Origin of the sequence: Methylobacterium pseudosasicola (assembly GCF_900114535.1) — a bacterium.
GTDB lineage: Bacteria > Pseudomonadota > Alphaproteobacteria > Rhizobiales > Beijerinckiaceae > Methylobacterium > Methylobacterium pseudosasicola.
Genome location: NZ_FOTK01000003.1, coordinates 1 through 19860, shown reverse-complemented (window position 1 = coordinate 19860; position 19860 = coordinate 1). Strand labels below are relative to the sequence as shown.

At 69.0% G+C, this 19860-nt stretch carries 21 protein-coding genes; 4 read left to right on the top strand and 17 right to left on the bottom strand.

The window, feature by feature from the left end:
* The 8 genes from BM228_RS03925 to BM228_RS03890 all read right to left on the bottom strand — a co-directional run bounded on the left by BM228_RS03925 (position 1) and on the right by BM228_RS03890 (position 8789).
* On the bottom strand, positions 1-1014 hold the full coding sequence (locus BM228_RS03925; protein WP_092037418.1) for an adenosine kinase: 1014 nt from the start codon (positions 1012-1014) through the stop codon (positions 1-3).
* Between the two features lie 52 nt (positions 1015-1066).
* Positions 1067-1621: a Uma2 family endonuclease gene (locus BM228_RS03920; RefSeq protein WP_244537004.1), complete on the bottom strand. Its 555-nt coding sequence runs from the start codon at positions 1619-1621 to the stop codon at positions 1067-1069.
* A gap of 88 nt (positions 1622-1709) precedes the next feature.
* Complete coding sequence (locus BM228_RS03915; protein WP_244537003.1) at positions 1710-2240, bottom strand: Uma2 family endonuclease; 531 nt, start codon at positions 2238-2240, stop codon at positions 1710-1712.
* Between the two features lie 66 nt (positions 2241-2306).
* Positions 2307-3716 (bottom strand): MFS transporter, encoded by a 1410-nt coding sequence (locus tag BM228_RS03910; protein ID WP_092037413.1) that lies wholly within the window; start codon positions 3714-3716, stop codon positions 2307-2309.
* Positions 3717-3793: 77 nt separating this feature from the next.
* Positions 3794-4723, bottom strand: coding sequence for a glutaminase (locus BM228_RS03905; protein WP_092037412.1), 930 nt, complete (start codon positions 4721-4723; stop codon positions 3794-3796).
* A gap of 24 nt (positions 4724-4747) precedes the next feature.
* Positions 4748-6517, bottom strand: coding sequence for an ABC transporter ATP-binding protein (locus BM228_RS03900; RefSeq protein ID WP_092037819.1), 1770 nt, complete (start codon positions 6515-6517; stop codon positions 4748-4750).
* A 203-nt stretch (positions 6518-6720) separates the two neighbouring features.
* Positions 6721-8091 carry an MFS transporter gene (locus BM228_RS03895; protein ID WP_092037410.1) on the bottom strand — a complete coding sequence of 457 codons (1371 nt, stop codon included), beginning with the start codon at positions 8089-8091 and terminating at the stop codon, positions 6721-6723.
* The gene (locus BM228_RS03890; protein WP_092037409.1) at positions 8088-8789 is read right to left on the bottom strand and encodes a PRC-barrel domain-containing protein; all 702 of its coding nucleotides are present in this window, start codon (positions 8787-8789) and stop codon (positions 8088-8090) included. Before BM228_RS03890 ends, BM228_RS03895 begins: the two co-directional genes overlap by 4 nt.
* A 320-nt stretch (positions 8790-9109) precedes the next feature.
* Here BM228_RS03890 and BM228_RS03885 point away from each other — a divergent pair, with 320 nt between their 5' ends.
* Positions 9110-9511, top strand: a complete 402-nt coding sequence (locus tag BM228_RS03885) for a hypothetical protein (protein ID WP_092037407.1) — start codon at positions 9110-9112, stop codon at positions 9509-9511.
* Between the two features lie 311 nt (positions 9512-9822).
* On the opposite strand, the gene BM228_RS03880 is transcribed toward BM228_RS03885, so the two are convergent.
* From BM228_RS03880 to BM228_RS35770, 3 genes are all read right to left on the bottom strand, one after another.
* On the bottom strand, positions 9823-10257 hold the full coding sequence (locus BM228_RS03880; RefSeq protein WP_092037405.1) for a PRC-barrel domain-containing protein: 435 nt from the start codon (positions 10255-10257) through the stop codon (positions 9823-9825).
* Between the two features lie 85 nt (positions 10258-10342).
* Positions 10343-10828, bottom strand: coding sequence for a DUF2721 domain-containing protein (locus tag BM228_RS03875; RefSeq protein WP_092037817.1), 486 nt, complete (start codon positions 10826-10828; stop codon positions 10343-10345).
* 50 nt (positions 10829-10878) lie between these two features.
* Positions 10879-11001: a hypothetical protein gene (locus BM228_RS35770; RefSeq protein WP_280142308.1), complete on the bottom strand. Its 123-nt coding sequence runs from the start codon at positions 10999-11001 to the stop codon at positions 10879-10881.
* Positions 11002-11245: 244 nt separating this feature from the next.
* Here BM228_RS35770 and BM228_RS03870 point away from each other — a divergent pair, with 244 nt between their 5' ends.
* Complete coding sequence (locus BM228_RS03870; protein ID WP_092037403.1) at positions 11246-11608, top strand: SWIB/MDM2 domain-containing protein; 363 nt, start codon at positions 11246-11248, stop codon at positions 11606-11608.
* Positions 11609-11705: 97 nt separating this feature from the next.
* Here BM228_RS03870 and BM228_RS03865 read toward each other — a convergent pair whose 3' ends face one another.
* The 5 genes from BM228_RS03865 to BM228_RS03845 all read right to left on the bottom strand — a co-directional run bounded on the left by BM228_RS03865 (position 11706) and on the right by BM228_RS03845 (position 17450).
* On the bottom strand, positions 11706-12503 hold the full coding sequence (locus BM228_RS03865; RefSeq protein ID WP_092037401.1) for an SDR family NAD(P)-dependent oxidoreductase: 798 nt from the start codon (positions 12501-12503) through the stop codon (positions 11706-11708).
* Positions 12504-12588: 85 nt separating this feature from the next.
* On the bottom strand, positions 12589-13986 hold the full coding sequence (locus tag BM228_RS03860) for an MFS transporter (protein ID WP_092037399.1): 1398 nt from the start codon (positions 13984-13986) through the stop codon (positions 12589-12591).
* Between the two features lie 162 nt (positions 13987-14148).
* Entirely contained in the window at positions 14149-15495 is a 1347-nt protein-coding gene (locus tag BM228_RS03855) for an ATP-binding response regulator (protein WP_092037397.1), read from the bottom strand.
* A complete protein-coding gene (locus tag BM228_RS03850) occupies positions 15492-16709 on the bottom strand; it encodes an FIST signal transduction protein (protein WP_092037395.1) in 1218 nt (405 codons plus the stop codon). The genes BM228_RS03855 and BM228_RS03850 overlap by 4 nt, the downstream gene beginning before the upstream one ends.
* Before the next feature lie 147 nt (positions 16710-16856).
* Positions 16857-17450: a c-type cytochrome, methanol metabolism-related gene (locus tag BM228_RS03845; protein WP_092037393.1), complete on the bottom strand. Its 594-nt coding sequence runs from the start codon at positions 17448-17450 to the stop codon at positions 16857-16859.
* A 262-nt stretch (positions 17451-17712) separates the two neighbouring features.
* Between BM228_RS03845 and BM228_RS03840 the strand changes: the two genes are divergently transcribed.
* The gene (locus BM228_RS03840; RefSeq protein WP_092037391.1) at positions 17713-18405 is read left to right on the top strand and encodes a transglutaminase-like cysteine peptidase; all 693 of its coding nucleotides are present in this window, start codon (positions 17713-17715) and stop codon (positions 18403-18405) included.
* 152 nt (positions 18406-18557) lie between these two features.
* Positions 18558-18875, top strand: a complete 318-nt coding sequence (locus tag BM228_RS03835; RefSeq protein ID WP_092037390.1) for a hypothetical protein — start codon at positions 18558-18560, stop codon at positions 18873-18875.
* Between the two features lie 672 nt (positions 18876-19547).
* Here the strand turns inward: BM228_RS03835 and BM228_RS03830 are convergent.
* A partial coding sequence (locus BM228_RS03830) for a transposase (RefSeq protein WP_139234037.1) occupies positions 19548-19860 on the bottom strand: 313 nt, incomplete at its 5' end.

Below are 19860 nucleotides of genomic sequence, written 5' to 3'. Positions count from 1 at the left end.
TCAGAGCAGCTTGCGCTCTTTGGCCAGACCAACGAGGTCGGCCTGGGGGCGTGCGCCGATATGCTGGATCACCTCGGCGGCCGCCAGCGCGCCGAGGCGGGCGCTGGTGACGTTGTCGAGGCCGCGGGCATGGCCGGCCAGGAACCCGGCGGCGAAGAGGTCGCCGGCGCCGGTGGTGTCTAGCACCTCGCGCACCGGGCTCGCCTCGACGGACCGGACCTCGCCACCCTGCACCACCAGGGCGCCCTCCGACGAGCGGGTCACCAGGCCGAGCAGGTGCCGGCCGCGGGCGTTGCGCTCGTCACGGAGCGCGGCCACGGCGGCCTCGGGATCGTCGGTTTGGTAGAGGCTCTGAAGCTCGCCGATATTGGCGAACAGGATGTCGATGCTGCCGTCGCGCACGAGCCCCAAGAATTCGTCCCGGTAGCGGCCGACGCAGAACGCGTCCGAGAGGGTCAGCGCCACCGCGTTGCCGGCCTGGTGGGCGATCTGGACCGCCTTGCGGAACGCCTCCTTGGCGGCGGGCGGATCCCACAGATAGCCTTCGAGATAGACGACCCGGGCCGAGGCCACGAGCGCACGGTCCACGTCCTCGGGCTTCAGTCGCTGGCAGGCGCCGAGATAGGTGTTCATCGTGCGCTCGCCGTCCGGCGTCACCAGCACGAAGCAGCGGGCCGTGGCCGGCCCCTCGCTCGCCGGCGGCACCGTGAAGCCGACGCCCGTGGCCTTGAGGTCGTGCCCGAACAGGCCGCCGAGCTCGTCGTTCCGGACCTTACCGACGAAGCCGGTCTTGGCGCCGAGCAGGGCCGCGCCGACCGCGGTGTTCGCCCCCGAGCCGCCCGAGACGATCGTGGCCGGCCCCATCGCGGCGAACAAAGCCTCCGCCCGCTCCTCGTCGATCAACTGCATCGCGCCCTTGGTCACCCCCTGGGCGTCCAGGAAGGCGTCGTTCGTGCGGGCGATCACGTCGACGATGGCGTTGCCGAGCACGAGGAGATCGAGGGGTGTGGTCATCCGGGCGTCCTGATTCGCGTTTGCGCCGCTGTGACATCCGCCTCGGATCGGATCAAGCCGCGGGGTCTGCGGGGGGCGGGAGATCGGCGAACAGCTCGGCGACGGATAGGCTCATTCCGGGCGGCGTCAGGTCGAGGGCGCCCTCGGTGGCGATCCGCGTCGCGATCAGGCCTCCCGCGCCGCGCGCATGGTGGATCACGAGGCGCTTGACCGGGTCGATCATCAGATAGTGCGCGACGCTGGCGACGCTGAAATAGCCGGCGAGCTTGCGGCCGGAATCGACTGTGACCGTGCTGGGCGACAACACCTCGACCACGAGGATGGGATTGGGAATCTCGATCGCGTCCGGATCCGCACGCGCGCCGCAATAGACGAGGGCGTCGGGCTCGAAGACCGTCGTGTCGTCGATGCGCACGCTCATCCCGTCCGGCAGGGCGCGACAGGGAAGCGGCGTCCGGTTCAGTGCGGACCGGAGGGCGAGATAGGCCGAGGCCTTGACCTCGGCGCGCCGGACCCGCTCCGGCGACATCGCGACAACTCGGCCTTCGACCAGCTCGTAGCGTCCCGGCTGGTCCTCGGCCCAGACCAGGAACTCATCGACCGTCATCCGGGGCTTCGGCTGCGCGACCATGTCGTCAGGCTACCACGATTCGGCACTGTGCGAGATGGTGGAGCTTCAGCTTAGGACTCAGAAGCTAAACCCGAACGAACAGGTCGGCGACGGCGATCTGCAGGCCCGGTGGGGTGAGATCCAGGACGCCATCCGAAACGATGTGGGTTTCGACGCTGCTGCCTTGCCCGCGCCGATGATGGATCAGGAGGCGTTTGACCGGATCCAGGATTAGGTAGTGGCACAGGCTCGCAACCTGAAAATAGCCGATCAGCTTGGTTCCGGAATCCACGGATCTGGTCCCCGGCGAGAGCACCTCGACCACGACGACAGGGTTGGGCACCTCGATCGCATCGAGATCGACCGGCGGTCCGCAATAGACGAGCGCGTCCGGCTCGAAGGTCGTCGCCGCATCGATGCGGACCGTCATCCCGTCCGGCATCATGTGACAGGGGAGGCCTGCGGTTTCGATCGCACGGTTCAGCGCGGTCTGAGCCGCGTACTTGACGAGACCGTGCCGAGCTCGCTCCGGCGACATCGCGAAAACCTCGCCGTCGACCAGTTCGTAGCGCCCCGGACGGCCCTCGGCCCAGGTCAGGAACTCGTCGACCGTCATCCGGGGCTTCGGCTGTGCGACCATGGGCGCAGGCTACCACGATTCGTTATTGCGCGGATGCGGGCCTCACCCCGCGATCTTCTCCAGAGCCACGTCGCGCGTGCGGGGTCCGAGAAGACCGACCAGAAGCCCGGCTGCCAGCATCGCGGCGGAAATGAATAAAAAGACGCCCGGAGTGCCGGCCTCGCGCAGCACGAAGGCGATGACGAAGCCCGTAAAAATTGCTGAGAAGCGGCTCCAGGAATAGACGAAGCCCACGGCTCTGGCCCGGATGCCGGTGGGGAACAGCTCGGCTTGGTAGGCGTGGAAGCTGTAGGACATCACGTTGGAGGCGAGCGTCAGGCCGATCCCGAGCGCGACGATCACCGACACGTCCCGGGTCTGCGCGAAGGCCAGCCCGCAGGCGATGTAGACCAGCGCGGCGGCCACGATGACGTGCTTGCGCTCGAACCGGTCGGCGATGGCGAGCCCGATCAGCGGTCCCACCGGGGCGGCGAGCGCGATCAGCGCCGTGTAGGCGAGGCTCGACGTGATGGTGATGCCCTGCGCCACCAGCAGGGTCGGCACCCAGTTGGCGAAGCCGTAGAAGCCCACCGTCTGAAAGACGTTGAAGCCGGCCATCATCAGCGCCCGGCGGCGATAGGGCGGCACCCAGAGGTCGCCGTAGGTGCCGCGCCGCTGCACCGGCTCCGATGCCGCGGGTGGCGGCAGGGGGCGGCCGTACTCGGCGGCGACTTGGCCTTCAAGGCGCCGCAGAACCGCGTCGGCCTCCGCGAGCCGCCCGCGCTCGACCAGCCAGCGCGGGCTCTCCGGCAGGCCGGCACGCAGCCACCAGACCCCGATCGCCGCGGTGGCGCCGATCAGCACGACCCAGCGCCAGCCGTCGATCCCGAGCGGCGCCGTCGGGATCAGCAGGTAGGACAGGAACGCCACCACCGGCACGGCGGTGAAGCCGATGCCCTGGCACAAAGCGAAGGCGCGGCCGCGGATCCCCTTCGGCACCAGCTCCGAGAGGTAGCTGCCGATGGTCACCATCTCGAGGCCGAGGCCGATCCCGGCGATCAGCCGCCACAAATTGAGCCCGAACGCCTCGGTCTGGCAGGCCATCACCACGTTGGCGGCGGTGTAGGACAAGAGCGACCACGTGAAGATCGCCCGGCGGCCGAACCGGTCGGCGAGCCAGCCGCAGACCAGGGTGCCGATGAACAGCCCGGTGAACAGGGCCGCCACGAAGCTCGCGACACCGCTCGCGCCGAACAACCCGGGGGTCGTCGGCGTAAGGATCCCGGCCTTCACAAGTCCCGGGGCGACGTAGCCGGTGAACAGCAGATCGTAGAGCTCGAAGAAGAAGCCGAGGCCGAGCAAAGCCACGAAGCGCCAGATCGTGCGCGTCGGCGGCAGCCGGTCGAGGCGGGCCAGGATGGCGCCCGGATCGAGATCGCTGCCCGACGTCCGTGCCACCGTACTCGTTGTCATGTGCCACGCCCTGCCTCAGGCGCCGCAGCACCTTACGGGCGCAGTGCCGTGGAAGGCGACGCCGCGCAAGGTGTTGGTCAGGCCCCGAACACCGACCAGCCCATGCGCTGGGTCAGGCGCTCCAAGGCGACGCGGCCGAGATGTGAATTGCCCGCGGCGTCGAGACCCGGCGACCAGACCGCGATCGAGGCCTTGCCGGGGGCCACCGCCAGGATGGCGCCGCCGACGCCGCTCTTGCCCGGCAGGCCGACCCGGTAAGCGAACTCGCCCGAGCCGTCATAGTGGCCGCAGGTCAGCATGATCGCATTGATGCGGCGCGCCCGCTCGGCCGAGACGACGTTGTGCCCTGTCGAGGGGTTGCGGCCGTTATGGGCCAGGAACCGCCCCGCCGTCGCGAGCTGGCGGCAGGTCATCGCGATGGCGCAGTGGTGGAAGTAAACGCCGAGCGTGTAGTCCACCGGGTTCTCGATGACTCCAAAGGACTTCATGTAGTTGGCGAGTGCGGTATTGCGAAAACCCGTGCGCTTTTCCGAGGCCGCCACGCGCTCGTCGATGGTGATGCTCGGGTCCTGGGCCAGGAACTGCATGAACCGCAGGATCTCGCCCAGCGCCTCCCGGGGCTCGTGACCCGAGAGGATCACGTCTGTCACCGCGATGGCGCCGGCGTTGATGAACGGGTTGCGCGGCACGCCGCGCTCGCGCTCCAGCTGGACGATGGAATTGAACGGGTTGCCCGAGGGCTCGCGGCCGACCCGCTTCCACAGCCGGTCGCCGGCCATGCCGAGTGCCAGGGTGAGCGTGAACACCTTCGACACGCTCTGGATCGAGAACGGCGTCTCGCTGTCGCCGCCGCTGATGACCCGGCCGTCGGCATCGATCACCGCGATGCCGAACTGGTTCGGGTCCACGTGGGCGAGTTCGGGGATGTAGTCGGCCACCGCGCCCCGGTCGGGGCGCTGCGCCATCTCCTCCGCGATCTCCCGGACGACGCTGTCGAGGTCGGGCACGGCCGGCTTCCCCGGGCGCCCCGCTCAGGCGGCGGCCAGGGACATCGACATCGATTCCTTCTTCATCAGCTCGCGGAAGAAGCCGTCGAGATGGGTCAGGTTGTCCGGCGAGCCGTCCTGGATGATGCGGCCGCCCTCCAGCACGACGATCCGGTCGAAGTCCTGAAGCGTCGAGAGACGGTGCGCGATGGCGATGACGGTCCGGCCCTTCATCAGGTTGGCGAGCGCCTGGCGGATTGCCTGCTCGGATTCCGCGTCCAGTGCCGAGGTTGCTTCGTCCAGGAGCAGGATCGGCGAGTTCTTCAGGATCGCCCGGGCGATGGCGATGCGCTGGCGCTGGCCACCCGAGAGCTTGACGCCGCGGTCGCCGACCATGGTGTCGAACCCCTCCGGCAGTGCCTGGATGAACTCGGTGCAGCGCGCCGCCTCGGCGGCCTGCCAGACCTCCTCGTCAGTGGCCTCCGGCCGGCCGTAGCGGATGTTTTCGCGCAGGGAGCGGTGGAACATCGACACGTCCTGCGGGACGACCGTGATCGCCTCGCGCAGGGATTCTTGGGTGACGCGCTCGATGTTCTGGCCGTTGATGCGGATCTCGCCGCTCTTCACGTCGTAGAAGCGCTGCAGCAGCGAGAACAGGGTCGACTTGCCGCCACCGGACTTGCCGACGAGGCCGACCTTCTGGCCGGGCTCGATCACCAGGTCGAAATCGGTGAAGACCGGGCGGCCATCCGGGTAGTTGAAGGCGACGTGGTCGAACTCGATCTTGGCCCCCTGGCCGGTGAGCGGCTTCGCCTCCGGATGGTCCACGAGGTCGTGCGGCTGGAGCAGGGTGTGCAGCGCCTCGGCAAGGCGGGCGGTGTGCTGGGTCGCGTCGACCAGGGCCACCGCGAGATCGCGGGTGGCCGCCAGGATGCGAATACCGAGCGTGCAGACCAGCACCACCTGACCGTTGGTCGCCTGCCCGGCCTCCCACATCTGGATCGCCCAGTAGAGCAGGCCGAAGACCGCCAAGACTGTCAGCACCGCGTGCACGATGCGCAGCTTCTCGAGATAGAGCAGCGACGAGCGCCGGGCGCGCATCTCGGTGGCGATGGTGCCCTCGAAGCGCTGGCCCTCGCGCTTGAAGCCCGAGAAGGCGCGCACCAGCGACATGTTGCCGACGAGATCGACCATCTCGCCATCCACGGAGGCCGCCTTGGCGGCGAAGTCGTGGTGCAGCGGCTTCCCGGCGGACGCCATCTTGAACATCAGCACGACGACGGCCGCGAAGACGGCAGCCAGGATACCCGCCATGGTGGTGTTGACGGTAGCGATGTAGCCGATCGACCCGAAGGCCGCGACCGTCGGCGGCATCACGTTGAACACGAACATGTTCTCGACCGTGAAGATCGCGTTCGAGGTCGCCGTGATGCGGGACGCCAGGGTGCCCGGCTGCCGGTCTGAGAAGAAGGTGGGGGAATGACCGGTCATGTGCCGGAACAGGTCCCGGCGGATGTCGCCGGTGACGCCCACGAAGGTGAAGGCCCCGGTCAGCGCCGCCACGCGCCAGAGCATGTTGTCGGCCGCAATGAAGCCGATCAGGACGGCCAGCGCCCCCCAGACCAGGGTGTTGCCCGGTCCCGGCCCCTTGGTCAGCGCATCGACGACGCCCTTAAGGGCGTAATCAGTCGAGACCGAGAAGCCGACCGCGCCGAGCACGGAGATCAGGATCACCAGGTGGGGCACCCAGCGGCGCCGGAGGTATCGCCCGACGAAGGCGAAGGGCCTCTCAGCGTATTGGTGCAGCTCTTCCATCGCGGTGACCATTCCGTATTCACGCGGCACTGGCGGGTGCGGGCTGAGGCGGAGTGCAACGCGGGCGCAGACAGACCCGCAGCGGCAACGCGACAGCGTTGCCATATGTTGCACCGGCCCGCACCTCCCGCGCGCTTTTATCGATCAAACCTGAACGCCGCTTGAGCGGCGCGGATACACGCAAGCGAATCTGGTGCCGCGGATCACGCCTCCTCGGCGGGTTGGCGCGTCTCAGGCATGATCAGCGCCACCAGCATGAACGCGGCAAATCCCATCAAGGCCAGACCAAGGAAGGCGCTGTGGCTGCCCAGGCGGTCGGCCATGATCCCGGCGAGCGAGGTCGAGAGGGCGGCGCCGACGCCCATCGCGGTACCGACGGCGCCGAGCGCCAGGTTGAAACGTCCCGTGCCCCGGGTGAGATCCGAGACCACGAGCGGAACCATCACGCCGAGCACCGAGGCGGAGATGCCGTCGAGAACCTGGATGGCGACCAAGCCGTAGGGGTTGGTTGTGTAGGCGAGCATCAGGCCGCGCACCGGCAGGGCGCCGAAGCCAAGGAGCAGCACCGGGTAGCGGCCGAACCGCTCGGCCGCCCTGCCGACCGCGGGGGCGCTCACCGCCAGCACCGCCTGGGGGACCATGATGCAGGCGGCGACCAGGGCGGTGGCGGTCTCACTCGCTCGCAGGGTCAGCACGCTACCCACCAGAGGCAGCATCGCGGCGTTGGCGAGGAAGAACAGGACCATGCAGGCCGAGAAGCACAGGAGCCCGCGATTAGTCAGCAACGCCCGGACCCCGTCCTTCCCGGAGGCGCGCGGCGCCTGCGCCGAGGCCGCTTCCTTGAACACGTTGGCGTCGATCTCCCGGGCGCGGATGCGGCTGAGCGCGATGATGGTCGGCACCACCAGGGCGGCCGTCAGGTAGAACACCGCGCCGTTCGAGAGGTAGTAGCCGATCGCGCCCATGCCGGCGGCGCCGAGCGCGTTGCCCAAGGCTGCGAAGCTGGCGTTGCGGCCGAGGCGCTCGCCCGCCCGGGCGCGGCCGACGAGCCCGATGCTGATCGCCGCGATCGCCGGGGTCAGGACGCAGCTCGCCCCTGAATGGACCGCCATCGCGAGCAGAACCACCGGGAAGCTCGGCCAGACCGCCAGCGCGAAGGCGCTGCCCGAGATGCCGATCACGGCCACCGCGGCGGCGAAGCGTTTCGAGCGCACCACGTCCACGAAGGCGCCCCCCGGCACCTGGCCGAGCAGGGCGACGAGGCTGCCCACGGTCAGGGCGAAGCCGATATCGGATTGCGTCCACTTCGCCTGCGAGAAGTAGACTGCCAGGAACGGCCCGAACCCGGTCTGCAGGTTGGCCACGAAGAACGCGAACGCGTCGAGGCCGTGGCGGCTCACCGCCGACACCGTTCGGTCCACCGGCGCGGCCTCCGCGGCGGCCCGGGCCGGCTCGCGGGCGACCTCGGCCGAAGAATCCTTCAGGCGGACGGGCCGCGACCGCGGATCCTGTCGGGACACGTCGCGCTCGCGGGGGGAAACGGCGGGTCTTGCCTTCAATCGGGCCACCGTCACTTATCCGGGGCCTTTTCCGGAGGGGTGGCGGGGGCCGGCGCGGGCGACGGGGCTGCCGGCATCGGCGTCGCGGCGGGCGGGGCCGGAGCGGCGGTCGTGGGCGCGGCGGGATTGGACGGTGCGGCCGGGGTGGCAGCCTGGTCGCCCTCGGTTCCGGGGGCGGCGGGGCTCGCCGGGCCGAGCACGACGATCGGCTCGCCGGCCTTGTATTCCGGCGACACGCGGACCTGGTTGCGGCTCAGCGCGACGGAGAGCTTGCGCTCCTTGTTGCCGTCGGCGGTGAAGCGCAGGGCGCGCCAATCCACGGCGATCTTGCGGGTGCCGACGCCAAGGAAACCGCCGAAATCGATGATCGCGGCCCGGGGATGCCCGTCCTTGTCGATGATGATGTCGATGACCCGGCCGAGCTCGTCGCCGCCGGCGCTGCGCACGCTGCGGCCGAGCAGGCTCTCGTAATCCTGGGTGTCGAGGACCGTAGCCGGGGTGCCCTGCTGCTGTTGCTGCTGCGCGGCATTCGCCGGGGGCGCCTGCGTCGCAGGGGCTGCCGCGGGCGCGGCCCCTGTCGTCGCGCCCGGCGCCGGCTGGACGGCAGGCGGGCTCGCAGGCGGAGCCTGGCCGGATGCGCCGTCGCTCCCGGTGGACGGGGCTTGCGCCACGGCTCCCGACGCCCACAGGGCAAGCGTCACGGCCGCGATCATCCGGTTGGTTCTGAACACGCTGCGTCCTCTGAGGAAGGGCCGGGCCGAGCCGACGCGCCGGCACGACCGCGACCGTATCGGTCGGGTTCGGGCCCGCCGCCGGCGTGACCCCGCCTGCGGACAGATCTCTGCCGAAGGACCTGGGCGAAGTTATGGATCGTCGCAGCCGGTCCGCAAGTTCCGCGCCGGTGCCGCGCGGCAACCTCCGGTTCGTACCGCCGCACGGGCGTCTGGTTTTCGCCGCAACCCCAGCGTAGAGATCGGACCAGAAACCCATGCGAGCCGTGGAAAACACCGCGGCCTGTTGCGAGGACCACACGATGTCGACCCTCACCTCGTCGGGATGCGCCGCAGCGCGCGGCCTCGCGCTCGGCGCTGCCCTGGCCGGCTTGGTGGCCGGCTGTCAGGCGCTCGGCGGCGGGGGCGGTGTGATGCCGGAGACGGAGGTCGGGCTGCCGCCGTCGCTGCGCGGCTCCCTGCCCAACCGCGAGGCCAAGAACGCTGCGGTCGATGCCGACGGTCAGCCGCTCCAGACCACCCCGACCAAGCAGCTCGCGATCCCGCGGAGCGCCGGCGGCGCGACGCAATCGGCCAGCGCCGGCGAGCGTCGGATCCGGCGCGAGGATATCGAGGGCGGCAACGCGTCGAGCGGCAGCGGCAGCAGCTCGATGGGTCCCATGCTCTCCCCCGGCGGCAGCGTCGGGCTGGGCGGGAAGTTTTAAGGGCGGTATTCGGGACGGGCGCGGTGCACAGGCGGGCCGCGCTCTCCGTTCCCTCGCGGGGGACCTACGGGCTACGCAGGTTTCCCGCGCTGAGCAGGTCACGGCGTATTTCGTGACGGGCGAGGGTCTCCTCTTCCGTGCGGGAGAGGGACAGAGTGAGGGATGCGACTTCTCCGGATGAACCTCGTCCCTCACCCCAACCCTCTCCCGCACGGGAGAGGGGGCTCGTAAGGACCTGTAAAAGCGACAGCGCTTAGATCCGTGCAGGTGGTAGCCGCGGGGGTGGAAACGCGTGTTGCCCACCACTCAGCTCACAGCGTCGGCGCGCGGACCCCGTAATAATCCTCGATCTTCCCGCGATAGTTCGGATCGGCGAAGGCGTCCTCGCCCGGGCCGTGGCTCGGCGCACCGGCGAGATTGCCGGGATCGATGTCGACCACGTAGCCGCCGAGTTCGGTGCTGTAGGTCAGCGCCTTCCAGGGCAGGGGATGATGGTTCTCGCCGAGCCCCAGAAAGCCCCCGAAGGCCAGGACCGCGTAGGCGACCTGACCGGTCACCTTGTCGACCATGAAGTTGTGCACGGCCCCGAGGTGCTTCCCCTCGCGGTCGTAGACCGCCGTGCCCTCGACCTTGTTGGACGCGATCAGGCGGGCGGTCTCGTCGATGGCGATGCCCTCGCCGGTGGGATCGAGCTCCAGGGAGCCTGTCTTTCTCACGGGACGCTCGGTGGGCAGATCCGTCGGCATGGTGACTCCCGGGTTACGCAGACCCGACCGGACGTGCCTCCGGCCTTCGTCACTAAACGCCGGGGCGGAAGTGGGTTCCGGTGGATCACAGATCCGCGAGCATCCCGGCATTGGCCCGGCGCTGGTTGATCCGGTCCCGGACCGAGCGGCTGGCCAGCAGCATCTCGAACCCGAAGGCACACAACGCGCACAGCGTGCACAGGATCGCGGCGCCGAACAGGCCGAACAGCAGGCTCGCCACCGTGCTGTCGCGCAGGGCCCCGACGAACAGGGTCAGCACCGAGCCACAGGTCGCGACACCTCCGAGCGCGGCCAGGAAGACGGCCGCATCCAGCGCCAGAGAGCGGGTGTGCAGCCGGTCCAGGCGCTGGCCCAGGATGATCCGCTCGGCCTCGCCGGCGCCGGCCAGCCGCGTCGAGACGCGCTCGGCCTGATCCGCGACCCGGGCGAGCCGGGCGCCGAAGACGTTGAGCAGCGTCGCGATGCCGGACAGCAGGAAGACCGGGCTCAGCGCCACCTGGACGACGTGGGCGGTGCTTTCCAGGGTAGTGGGTGTGATGGGGTCGATCATGGCGCCGGGCAGATGCACCGGACGGCCCAGCACCGCAATACCGCCGGCACTCAGACCAGGTGGCGGCCCGGTTCCAGGCCGGGTACGGCCGGTTCGGCCCGGATACCCAAACCAAGACCGAGCACGAGCCCGGTGGCGAGCAACAGCGCGAGCGTGAGAACCGGGGTAAACATGACTGTATTGCTGGAGCGCGACCGTTAAGAGCAGGTTTCGATCGGCCGATTCTGACGAAATCATCTTCGCCGCGGTGCAAATCGGCCGGTTCCGGTGTGGATTTCCGCGCCTGCCCTGTGGATGATGCCCCTCCGAAGGCGATTTCCCCTTGGAACGGCGGCAGCACCGCTTAGTTGCTGCTATGCTGGCTCGGCCGTGGGGCGCTCATGCCCCGGCCTGCGGCCCGAGAACCGGAGGAAGTTTATGGCCACGAAGACCGAGAAGGCTGCGCCGAAGGCGGCCAAGACCACCAAGGCTGACGAGAAGGCCGCGAAGCCGGCGAAGGCCGCGAAGGTCGCCGCCCCGAAGGCTGCCGGTGCCAAGCCGAACGCCCTGCAGCAGCCGCTGAAGCCGTCCGCCGATCTCGGCGCGATCGTCGGCACCAGCCCGCTGCCCCGCGGCGAGGTGGTCAGCAAGGTGTGGGACTACATCAAGAAGCACAACCTGCAGAACCCCGAGAATAAGCGCGAGATCCTTGCCGACGACAAGCTCAAGAAGGTCTTCGGCAAGGACAAGTGCTCGATGTTCGAGATGAACAAGCATCTCGCGGCTCACCTGAAGTCTTGATCCCTTAGGGCCGCGTCCGGCGCTCTCGCCGGACCGACGCTCTGGATCGACCGGGGCCTGCCGGCCCCGAGCCGACGACCGTTTCGTTCGAGGCGGTCTACGCGAGACCTTGCAGGACACCGCCATCCACCCGCAGCGCAGCGCCCGTCGTGGCGCTCGCTGCTGGGCTGCAGAGATAGGCGACGAGGTTTGCCACCTCCTCCACCGTCGCGAGACGCTTGATCAGCGACGACGGGCGATGCTCGGCCACGAAGGCCCGGCCCATCGCGTCGAGGTCGGCATCGGCCGCGCCCCCGGCCATCTGCTTCATGAACTCTGCGACGCCCTCCGACAGGGTCGGCCCGGGCAGCACGCTGTTGACCGTCACGCCGGTGCCTGCGACCGTCTGCGCGAGCCCGCGGGAGATCGCGAGCTGCGCGGTCTTGGTCATGCCGTAATGGACCATCTCGGTGGGCGTGTTGATGCCGGATTCGCTGGAGATGAAGATGACCCGGCCCCAGCCGCGCTCGGCCATGGCCGGCGTGTAGGCGCGCGACAGGCGCACGCCGCTCATGACGTTCACGTCGTAGAAGCGCTGCCAATCCGCGTCCGGGATCTCGAAGAACGGTTTTGGCTCGAAGATCCCGGTGTTGTTGACCAGGATGTCGACCGCCGGAAGCGCCCGGACGAGGGCATCGACCCCCTCGGCGGTGGCGACGTCACCCGCCGCCGCGAAGGCGCGGCCGGCCTTGGTCTCGCCGCGCAGCTTGGCGAGCGCCGCCTCGACACGCTCGGCGGTGCGGCCGTTGATCCCGACCTCGGCGCCGAGATCGCAGAGTTCCTTGGCGATGGCGTAGCCGATGCCGCCGGTCGAGCCGGTGACGAGGGCCTTCTTGCCGGTGAGGTTGAGGTCCATGGGCGGAGGCTCCGGGGCGTGGATCGTGCGGGTATCGATCTCGGCCCAACGCGTGCCACGCTGGTCGGTGGCATGCCGGGTCCGCCTAACCGCCCTTACCCCGCCGCAGGACGCTGGCGCAGCCGCCGATCGTGGCGAGCGCCACCGCGCAGGACAGCGACAGGGTCACGGCCCGCTCGGGCCCAAGCCCGTGGGTCAGCCCGAAGATCACCGCCACCAGGGCCGCACCCAGGGACTGGCCAGTGAGCCGGGCGGTCGATTGCATGCCGCTGGCGCCGCCGGCGCGCTCCCGCGGCGCCGAGGTGACGATCACCTTGTTGTTGGGCGATTGGAACAGGCCGAAGCCGAGCCCGCACAGGGTCAGGCGCCAGACCACATCGAGGGTTGCGGGCGCGGCCGGCAGCAGCGTGACGCAGACGAGGCCGGCGGCCAGCATGGCGAGGCCGATGCCGCCGAGCAGCCCCGGCGGGTAGCGGTCGGCGAGCCGCCCGGAGATCGGCGCCATGGCGGCCACCGCGATCGGCCAAGGGGTGAGCAGGAAGCCGGTCTGGGTGCTGGAGAGGTGCAGCACATCCTGGAAGTAGAACGGCAGCGCGACGTAGGACACCATCTGGGCGGAGAACGACGCCACGGACGTCGCCATCGATAGGGCGAAGGCCGGGATCCGCAACAGGTCCACCGGCAGCAGCGGCGCTGGCAGCCGGATCTGGCGCCGCACGAACACGGCGCCGATCACCACGGCGCCCACGAGTTCGGCTACCGCGATGGCCTGGCCCTCCGGGTCGCCCAGCCCGTCGATGCCGATGATCAGCAGGCCGAAGGTCAGCGCGTTGAGCACGGCGCTCACCAGGTCGAAGCGCCGCCCGCTCGCCGGCGTCACCGGCAAGGTGCGCGTTGCCACCGCCAGGGCGAGCAGCCCCACCGGGACATTGACCAGGAACAGCCAGGGCCAGGTCGCCACCGAAAGGATCGCGGCCGCCACGGTCGGGCCCGCGGCCGAGGCCACGGCCACCACCAGGGCCACGTTGGCGACCCCCTGGCCGATCATCCGATGCGGGTAGATGAAGCGCACGAAGCCGATATTGACGCTCATGATCGCCGCAGCGCCGAGCCCCTGGACGATGCGCCCGACAATCAGCAGCGACAGGTTCGGCGCGACCGCGCAGGCGAGCGACGCGGCGACGAACACAGCGAGCCCCGGCAGGTAGACCCGCCGGAAGCCGAAGATGTCGCCAAGCGACGCGAAAGGCAGCAGGCTCGCCGTCACGGCGACCTGATAGGCGTTGACCACGAAGATCGCGTCGGCCGGCTTCACCGCCAGGTCCTTCGCCATCACGGGCAGCGCGACGTTGACGATCGCCCCGTCGAGCACCGCCATGGTCATGGCGAGCCCGATCGCCGCCATCGCCAGGACCCGCTCGCGCGGCGGCAGGCCATCATGCTGCTGCGCGGGGGCGCCTGTACCGGCCGGGACCTGCACCATGCGCGCGCGCTCCTGCGGCGTCCCGGTGGGGCCGGTGACGTCGATTGCGTGGGAAACCCGGGCGCAGGACGCACCGCGGATGCCGGCTTCCTCTCGCGCAGCCGCGGCACAGCGTCGAGGGCTGCGGCGTGTCCTATGTCACGGCGCGGGTGGGATTGTTCGTCAGGCCAGCATATAGGTCAGGAGCGAGCGGAGCTGCGCGGGCTTGATCGGCTTGTGGACCAGCTCGGCGCCGGCCGCCGCCACCCGCGCCTCGATCGCCTCGGAATGATCGGCGGTGGTGACGATCGCGGGGAGCGGGCGCGCGGACCGTCCGCGGAGATAGGCGGCCACGTCGAGGCCGCAGGCGCCGTCGTCGAGATGGTAGTCGAGCACCAGGATGTCGGGCGGTGCAGCCCCGGCCTCGATCGCCCCGCGCACGCCGGCGAGATCCCGGAACGTCGAGACCCGGGCATCCCAGTTCTGCAGCAGGCGCGCCATGGCGTCGGCCGTGGAAGCGTCGTTCTCGACCACCAGGACATGGGCGCCCGAGAGCCGGGTCGCCACGGGGGCCGGGGGCGCCGTGGCGGCCGGGATCAGGCTCAGGGGCAGGCCCAGGGTCACCCGGGTGCCGTGGCCGGGCCGGGAGGCCAGGGTGAGGGGATGGTCCAGGGCCTGCGCCATGCGGCGGACGATCGAGAGGCCGAGTCCGAGGCCCGGCTCCTCTGCGCTGCCGGTCCGGGCGCCGCCCCGGAAGAACTCCTCGAAGACGAGGTCGCGCTCCTCGGCGGCGATGCCGCAGCCGGTGTCGGTCACGTCGACCCGGATCCCGCCGGCCCGTCGCCGCGCCGCCAGCACGACGCCGCCGGTGGTGGTGTAGCGAATGGCGTTCGAGACCAAGTTCTGGAGGATCCGCTGGAGCAGCATCAGGTCGCTGGTGACCGTGAGATCCGGGCAGCGCACAGCCAGCCGCAGGCCCTTGCGCTCGGCGAACGGCTTGAAGCTCTCCGCCAGTTCCGCCAGCAAATCGGGCAGAAAGACCGGCTGCAGCTGCGGCCGGACGATGCCGGCATCGAGCTTGGAGATATCCAGCAGCGTCTTGATCAGATCCTCGATCGTCTGCAGGCCGCGCTCGACCTGGCCCGCGATGGTGCGGGCCTCGGGCGGCAGCGGCAGGTCATCCAGCGCCGAGATCGACAGCCGGGCGGCGTTCACGGGCTGCAGCAGGTCGTGGCTCGCCGCCGCCAGGAAGCGGGTCTTGGAGCGGTTGGCGGTCTCGGCCTCCTCCTTGGCCGCCGCCAGCGCCTCGTTCGAGCGCTCCAGGCGATGCATCAGCCCGGTCAGCTCCTCGGTGCGGGTGCGGACGCGGCCCTCCAGCATGATCGCGGTCTGGAACAGCGAGTAGGCGCTGCCGCGCTGGTCCATGCTGCGCTCGACATGGGACATAAGCGCGGCGTTGATCCGCTCCAGCTTCTCGATCCGGCGGCGCAGGGATTCGTCGGTCTCGAGACCGCTCGGGTGCAGGGTCATAACGCGACCGGCACGTCGCCGGTCTCTTCACGCCCGGAAAGCCCCTTGCCGATGGCGATGCCGGTGAACGTCTGGTTGAGGTGCATGGCCCGGTACTGCTCGCCGAAGGTCTCGAAGCCGACGACGTTGTAGCGGCGGTACAGGTCGGCGATGCCGTGGCCCACCTGCCGGCTCTCGGCATCGAGCCGGCGCAGCACGCATTCGAAGCCGATGATCAGGTCGACGCCGCCCAAAGCCGTGTCGAGGCGCGCCAGCTCGTCCCGGGTGGAGGCAACGATGTCGCGCGGCTCGGCGAGCGTCAGCACCACGCCCTCGTCGATGGCGCAGAAGAAGCTGAGCGACCCGTCCTCGTTCATGCGGCGGATCGAGCGGCAGAAGTACTCGCCGCCGACCTTCACAGCGAGCGGGTAGGCGGCGAAGCTCATCGGCGACAGGCCCTCGGGATCGAGCCCGATCGCCATCGCGTATTCCCGCGCCGCCGGCTCGGCGTTGAGTTCGTGGACGGTGCGACGCTCGCCGTCCGAGGCGGTGACCACGAACTTTGTCTGGGTCGGCTCGAAATTGTCGCTCTTGAAGATCTCGAACGGCCAATCGGTCTCGACCAGGACCAGCACCGCCGCCTTGCGGTGGATCCGGCCGCCATGCAGCAGCACCGCGTCCCGGAAACGCAGGTCGTCGCCCGCCGAGCCGCCGACGATCGGAATGCCGTCGAGGGCCCAGGCGATGGCCGAGACGACGGTCTCCTCCGCGTTGGCAAGCCCGTCGATCAACGACAGGGCAAAGCGGCGGTCGGCAGCCGGCGCATCGGCCTCGCGGCAGGGACCCGCCGGGTCGAGGGTCCGGCGCAGAGCGCGCACGGCCGAGGCGGTGCGTTCGACATCGAGATGGTCGATGGCATCGAGCACCGTCGAGACGATGCGGAAACGCTCGGCCGGGAAGGCGATGACCACGAGGCCGCGATCGAGTCCGCCGGCCGGGGCGATGCCCCCCGACATCGAGCAGCCGGCCACCGGCACGCCGGGGAACTGTTTTGTTAAGGTGTCGGCCAGGATCTCGGGATCGTAGTCAGCCGAAAAGAACGCCACGATCTGGGACAGGGACGCCGTACCGATGGCCTGCGCAATGTCGGAGACCGCGTCGGAAGCCGAAGCTGCCTCCGTCCAGGCCGTCCAGATACCGCACAGATGGCGGCGTCCTCCCGTCCCTCGAGCCACGTTTCACCCCCTGGCGTCCCCCCTTGACGAGTTTTGCGCTCGCTCTTCAGAGTCTTGCCGGGAGTATGTCGTGCACAACCGAGCGGCGCAACGGGGCGTCGCGCCGCCGGCATCGCAGCGCTGGGGAGCGCCGCTCCGCGTCGCGCCTCACTTCATGCAGGCATCTTCCGCCTTGGCGAAGGCAGCGGGCTTCGGCTCGTGCTCGGCCGGACGGTTTCGGCCGATTGCCCCGTCCGAGCGGGCGCGCAGGTAGGTGTAGATGTCGGGCATGTAGCACATGACGTTCCGGTTATCCCCGAAGGCCGGCATGACCAGCTCCTGGGATGCGTTCACGTCCTTCTTGCCGCCGCTGATGATGCCGGCAAAATGGGCGTAGTCCATGCCCTTGAGCGCATCGACCAGGGAGGGCGCATAGGTCGAACCCATGCCGTCGGGACCGTGGCAGACGATGCAGTTGGAACTGTACCGGAGGTACCCCGACATCGTGTACCAATCGACCTTCTTGCCGCCCTCGGTGACGTGATAGGTCGGATCCCCATTCGCGTCGGTGTATTGCCCGTCCTGCAGCTTGGCCGGCTGCGTCGGGCCGTCGCTCTTGAGATCGCCCGCGCTCGCGCTGCCCTGGGCCGGTTGCGGCGGCGGATCGGCCGGGTTCGCGGCCGCGGCGGGACCGGCCGCCAGGATTCCGATCACGAGTCCCGCGCGGGCGAACCCCGCGAGCACATCGGCTGTGCATGGCATGAGCGTTCCTCCAGCCGCCCACGGGTTCCGTTTTTAGGATGGCGGCGAAGATCAACGGCGATCACCGTCTGCGAAGACCGTTGGAAATCTTCACGTTTTCGCGCGGACTCGGCCTGCTCGAAGGCGCCGCCGCCACAGGCTCGGATATTCCTACGTCATCCGCGTTGCGCACAGCATTAACCTTTTGTTAATCCGCCGATTGCCGCCGGCCCCCCGGCGTGAGAGCTTTCGTTAACGAGAGCTTAACGGTTGGGTCACGGCGATGCGGTTCGCGGCTTCCATGGTGCAGGGTTCTGTCCCCAGCGCTGCACCTCGTCGGGCTTCCCGCAGCCGTCGGGTTCTGGCCGGGTTCATCGGGGCGGCCCTGTGCTTCGCCGGGCTCGGCGTCGGTGCCGTCCAGGCGCAGACCTTCGCGAGCCTGCCGTCCCCCCAGATCGGGGCCGAGCCGCAGGGTGCGGCGCGCCCGATCGCCGCCTGGGTGACGTTCTGCCAATCCTACGCGGAGGAATGCGCGGTGGACCGGAGCGAGCCGGCCCGCATCAGCCTCACCCCGGCGACCTGGGCGACCATCGTCTCGGTGAACCGTCGGGTGAACAAGTCGGTCGAGCCGAAGACCGACATGGAGCATCTCCACGTCGCCGACCGCTGGGACCTCGCCGAGGACGGCATCGGCGATTGCGAGGATTTCCAGCTGCTCAAGCGCCATCTGCTGGCCGAGGCCGGCCTGCCCCGCCGGGCGATGCGGATGACCGTGGTGATCGATGAGAAGGGCGAGGGCCACGCGGTCCTGACCCTGATCACCGATCGCGGCGACTTAGTCCTCGACAACAAGACCAACGCGATCGTGCCGTGGCACAAGACCGGCTACGTCTTCATCAAGCGCGAGAGCCAGGACGCGACGGCCTGGGTGTCGCTGGGCGGCGTCACCTCCCCGGTCACCACCGCCAACCGCTGATCGCGCCAGCCCTATCGGTTTCGAGGACCGAGCTGGCTGAGGTTCGCAGCTTGCTCATCTGTCCGTGCAATTTGGCGTCCGCTCCGCACTGAGGCTTAACCCTTCGCTAACCCTGTCGGCGTCACCCTGTCCCCGGACCGAGTGCCCGATCCATGCCCCCTGCGTCTCTCAGATCGCTCCTGCTTCTCGCGGCGACGCTGCTCGTCTCAGGTCCGGTTCGCGCCGACAGCGAAACCGAGATGCGGCATGGCGGCTGGCGCGACTGCCTCAGCCGCAACTTCCGGATCCAGGCCGCGCTCACGGATCCCGATCTCGCCGCGGATGCCGCGTTCCGAGCCTGCCGCGGCGCCGAGGAGGCTTATCTCGCGGCCCTGGCCCGTTCCCCGCTCCTCGACGACGACGACATCGCCCGCGCCCGGCCGATGCTCGCCGGCCGCATCCGGGCCTGGCTGGTCGGCAGTAGGGGGTGACGCGCGGTCGCGCCGGGTCTCCATGGCATCCGCGCCAGCTGACGCGAGGGGGCGCCGTTCACCAAAATCTAAAACCCTATATCCCGCAGGCGCAGCACGACCGAACATTGGCGATCCGCTGCGCGGGTGTGCCGAAACTCGGCCGGGTCGTGCCGTAATGGGTCCAGTGTATGATCCATTGTTTGATGTAGTGCCGCCCGTTGCGCGCGGCTGCGAGCTGATGCGCCGCCCAGCAATCCGCCAACCGATCCGATGTCGTTTGGATGGCCAGAAGACCGTATTCGTGGACGATATAGAAATGACTGGCGTCCTGGACCTGAGAATCGATCAGTTCCGCCCGGGTTGGGCAAAGAAAGAGGCCATCGGGCTTTGCGGATGCGACAGACCCTGACGTCTGATTGCAATCCTTTGTGACCGGAACATTTAATAGGCTTCCGGCTGGACTCCATTGCGCGCCTGCGGGTGCGCAATAAAATAATACAGCGAGCGCAGTTATTGAAAACAACCGCAGATTGACCATGGAATTATTCCAAACAACAGTTCCTTGCTCAATCTATATCGGGATCTGGGACCTGAGAAACCGTGCGCGGGGTCGACGGTTATCGGTTGGTGACACGGGATGGCGAAATGTCTGCACCGTCGTGGGTGGTTGATCTCAGGGACTTAGAGCGCCTAACAGAACCGTCTGATCTGGTTGAGTGTGATGAGGCTGGCAGCGAGGCTGGTGAAGGCTTTGTAGATGTCTGCACGTCGCTCGTAGCGCACGGGCAGCCGACGGAAGCGATTGAACCAAGCGTGCGTGCGCTCCACCACCCACCGATGCCGGCCTAGCCTCTCGCTGCTCTCGATGCCGCGGCGTGCGATGCGCGGTACAATCCCACGCGCCCGGCACTCGTGTCGGCGCGGTTCAGCGTCGTAGGCTTTGTCGGCGTGCAGTTTGTCCGGGCGGTGTCGCGGCCGGCCCCGCCGACCGTTGCGCACGGGT

What these genes read in the sequence shown, in the direction of transcription:
- BM228_RS03870 (WP_092037403.1), top strand. Translation starts at nt 11,246, where the DNA reads ATGGCCACGAAGACCGAGAAGGCTGCGCCGAAGGCGGCCAAGACCACC.
- BM228_RS03855 (WP_092037397.1), bottom strand. Translation starts at nt 15,495, where the DNA reads ATGACCCTGCACCCGAGCGGTCTCGAGACCGACGAATCCCTGCGCCGC.
- BM228_RS03875 (WP_092037817.1), bottom strand. Translation starts at nt 10,828, where the DNA reads ATGATCGACCCCATCACACCCACTACCCTGGAAAGCACCGCCCACGTC.
- BM228_RS03880 (WP_092037405.1), bottom strand. Translation starts at nt 10,257, where the DNA reads ATGCCGACGGATCTGCCCACCGAGCGTCCCGTGAGAAAGACAGGCTCC.
- BM228_RS03925 (WP_092037418.1), bottom strand. Translation starts at nt 1,014, where the DNA reads ATGACCACACCCCTCGATCTCCTCGTGCTCGGCAACGCCATCGTCGAC.
- BM228_RS35770 (WP_280142308.1), bottom strand. Translation starts at nt 11,001, where the DNA reads ATGTTTACCCCGGTTCTCACGCTCGCGCTGTTGCTCGCCACCGGGCTC.
- BM228_RS03885 (WP_092037407.1), top strand. Translation starts at nt 9,110, where the DNA reads ATGTCGACCCTCACCTCGTCGGGATGCGCCGCAGCGCGCGGCCTCGCG.
- BM228_RS03910 (WP_092037413.1), bottom strand. Translation starts at nt 3,716, where the DNA reads ATGACAACGAGTACGGTGGCACGGACGTCGGGCAGCGATCTCGATCCG.
- BM228_RS03915 (WP_244537003.1), bottom strand. Translation starts at nt 2,240, where the DNA reads ATGACGGTCGACGAGTTCCTGACCTGGGCCGAGGGCCGTCCGGGGCGC.
- BM228_RS03890 (WP_092037409.1), bottom strand. Translation starts at nt 8,789, where the DNA reads ATGATCGCGGCCGTGACGCTTGCCCTGTGGGCGTCGGGAGCCGTGGCG.
- BM228_RS03900 (WP_092037819.1), bottom strand. Translation starts at nt 6,517, where the DNA reads ATGGAAGAGCTGCACCAATACGCTGAGAGGCCCTTCGCCTTCGTCGGG.
- BM228_RS03920 (WP_244537004.1), bottom strand. Translation starts at nt 1,621, where the DNA reads ATGACGGTCGATGAGTTCCTGGTCTGGGCCGAGGACCAGCCGGGACGC.
- BM228_RS03860 (WP_092037399.1), bottom strand. Translation starts at nt 13,986, where the DNA reads ATGGTGCAGGTCCCGGCCGGTACAGGCGCCCCCGCGCAGCAGCATGAT.
- BM228_RS03835 (WP_092037390.1), top strand. Translation starts at nt 18,558, where the DNA reads ATGCCCCCTGCGTCTCTCAGATCGCTCCTGCTTCTCGCGGCGACGCTG.
- BM228_RS03865 (WP_092037401.1), bottom strand. Translation starts at nt 12,503, where the DNA reads ATGGACCTCAACCTCACCGGCAAGAAGGCCCTCGTCACCGGCTCGACC.
- BM228_RS03845 (WP_092037393.1), bottom strand. Translation starts at nt 17,450, where the DNA reads ATGCCATGCACAGCCGATGTGCTCGCGGGGTTCGCCCGCGCGGGACTC.
- BM228_RS03840 (WP_092037391.1), top strand. Translation starts at nt 17,713, where the DNA reads ATGCGGTTCGCGGCTTCCATGGTGCAGGGTTCTGTCCCCAGCGCTGCA.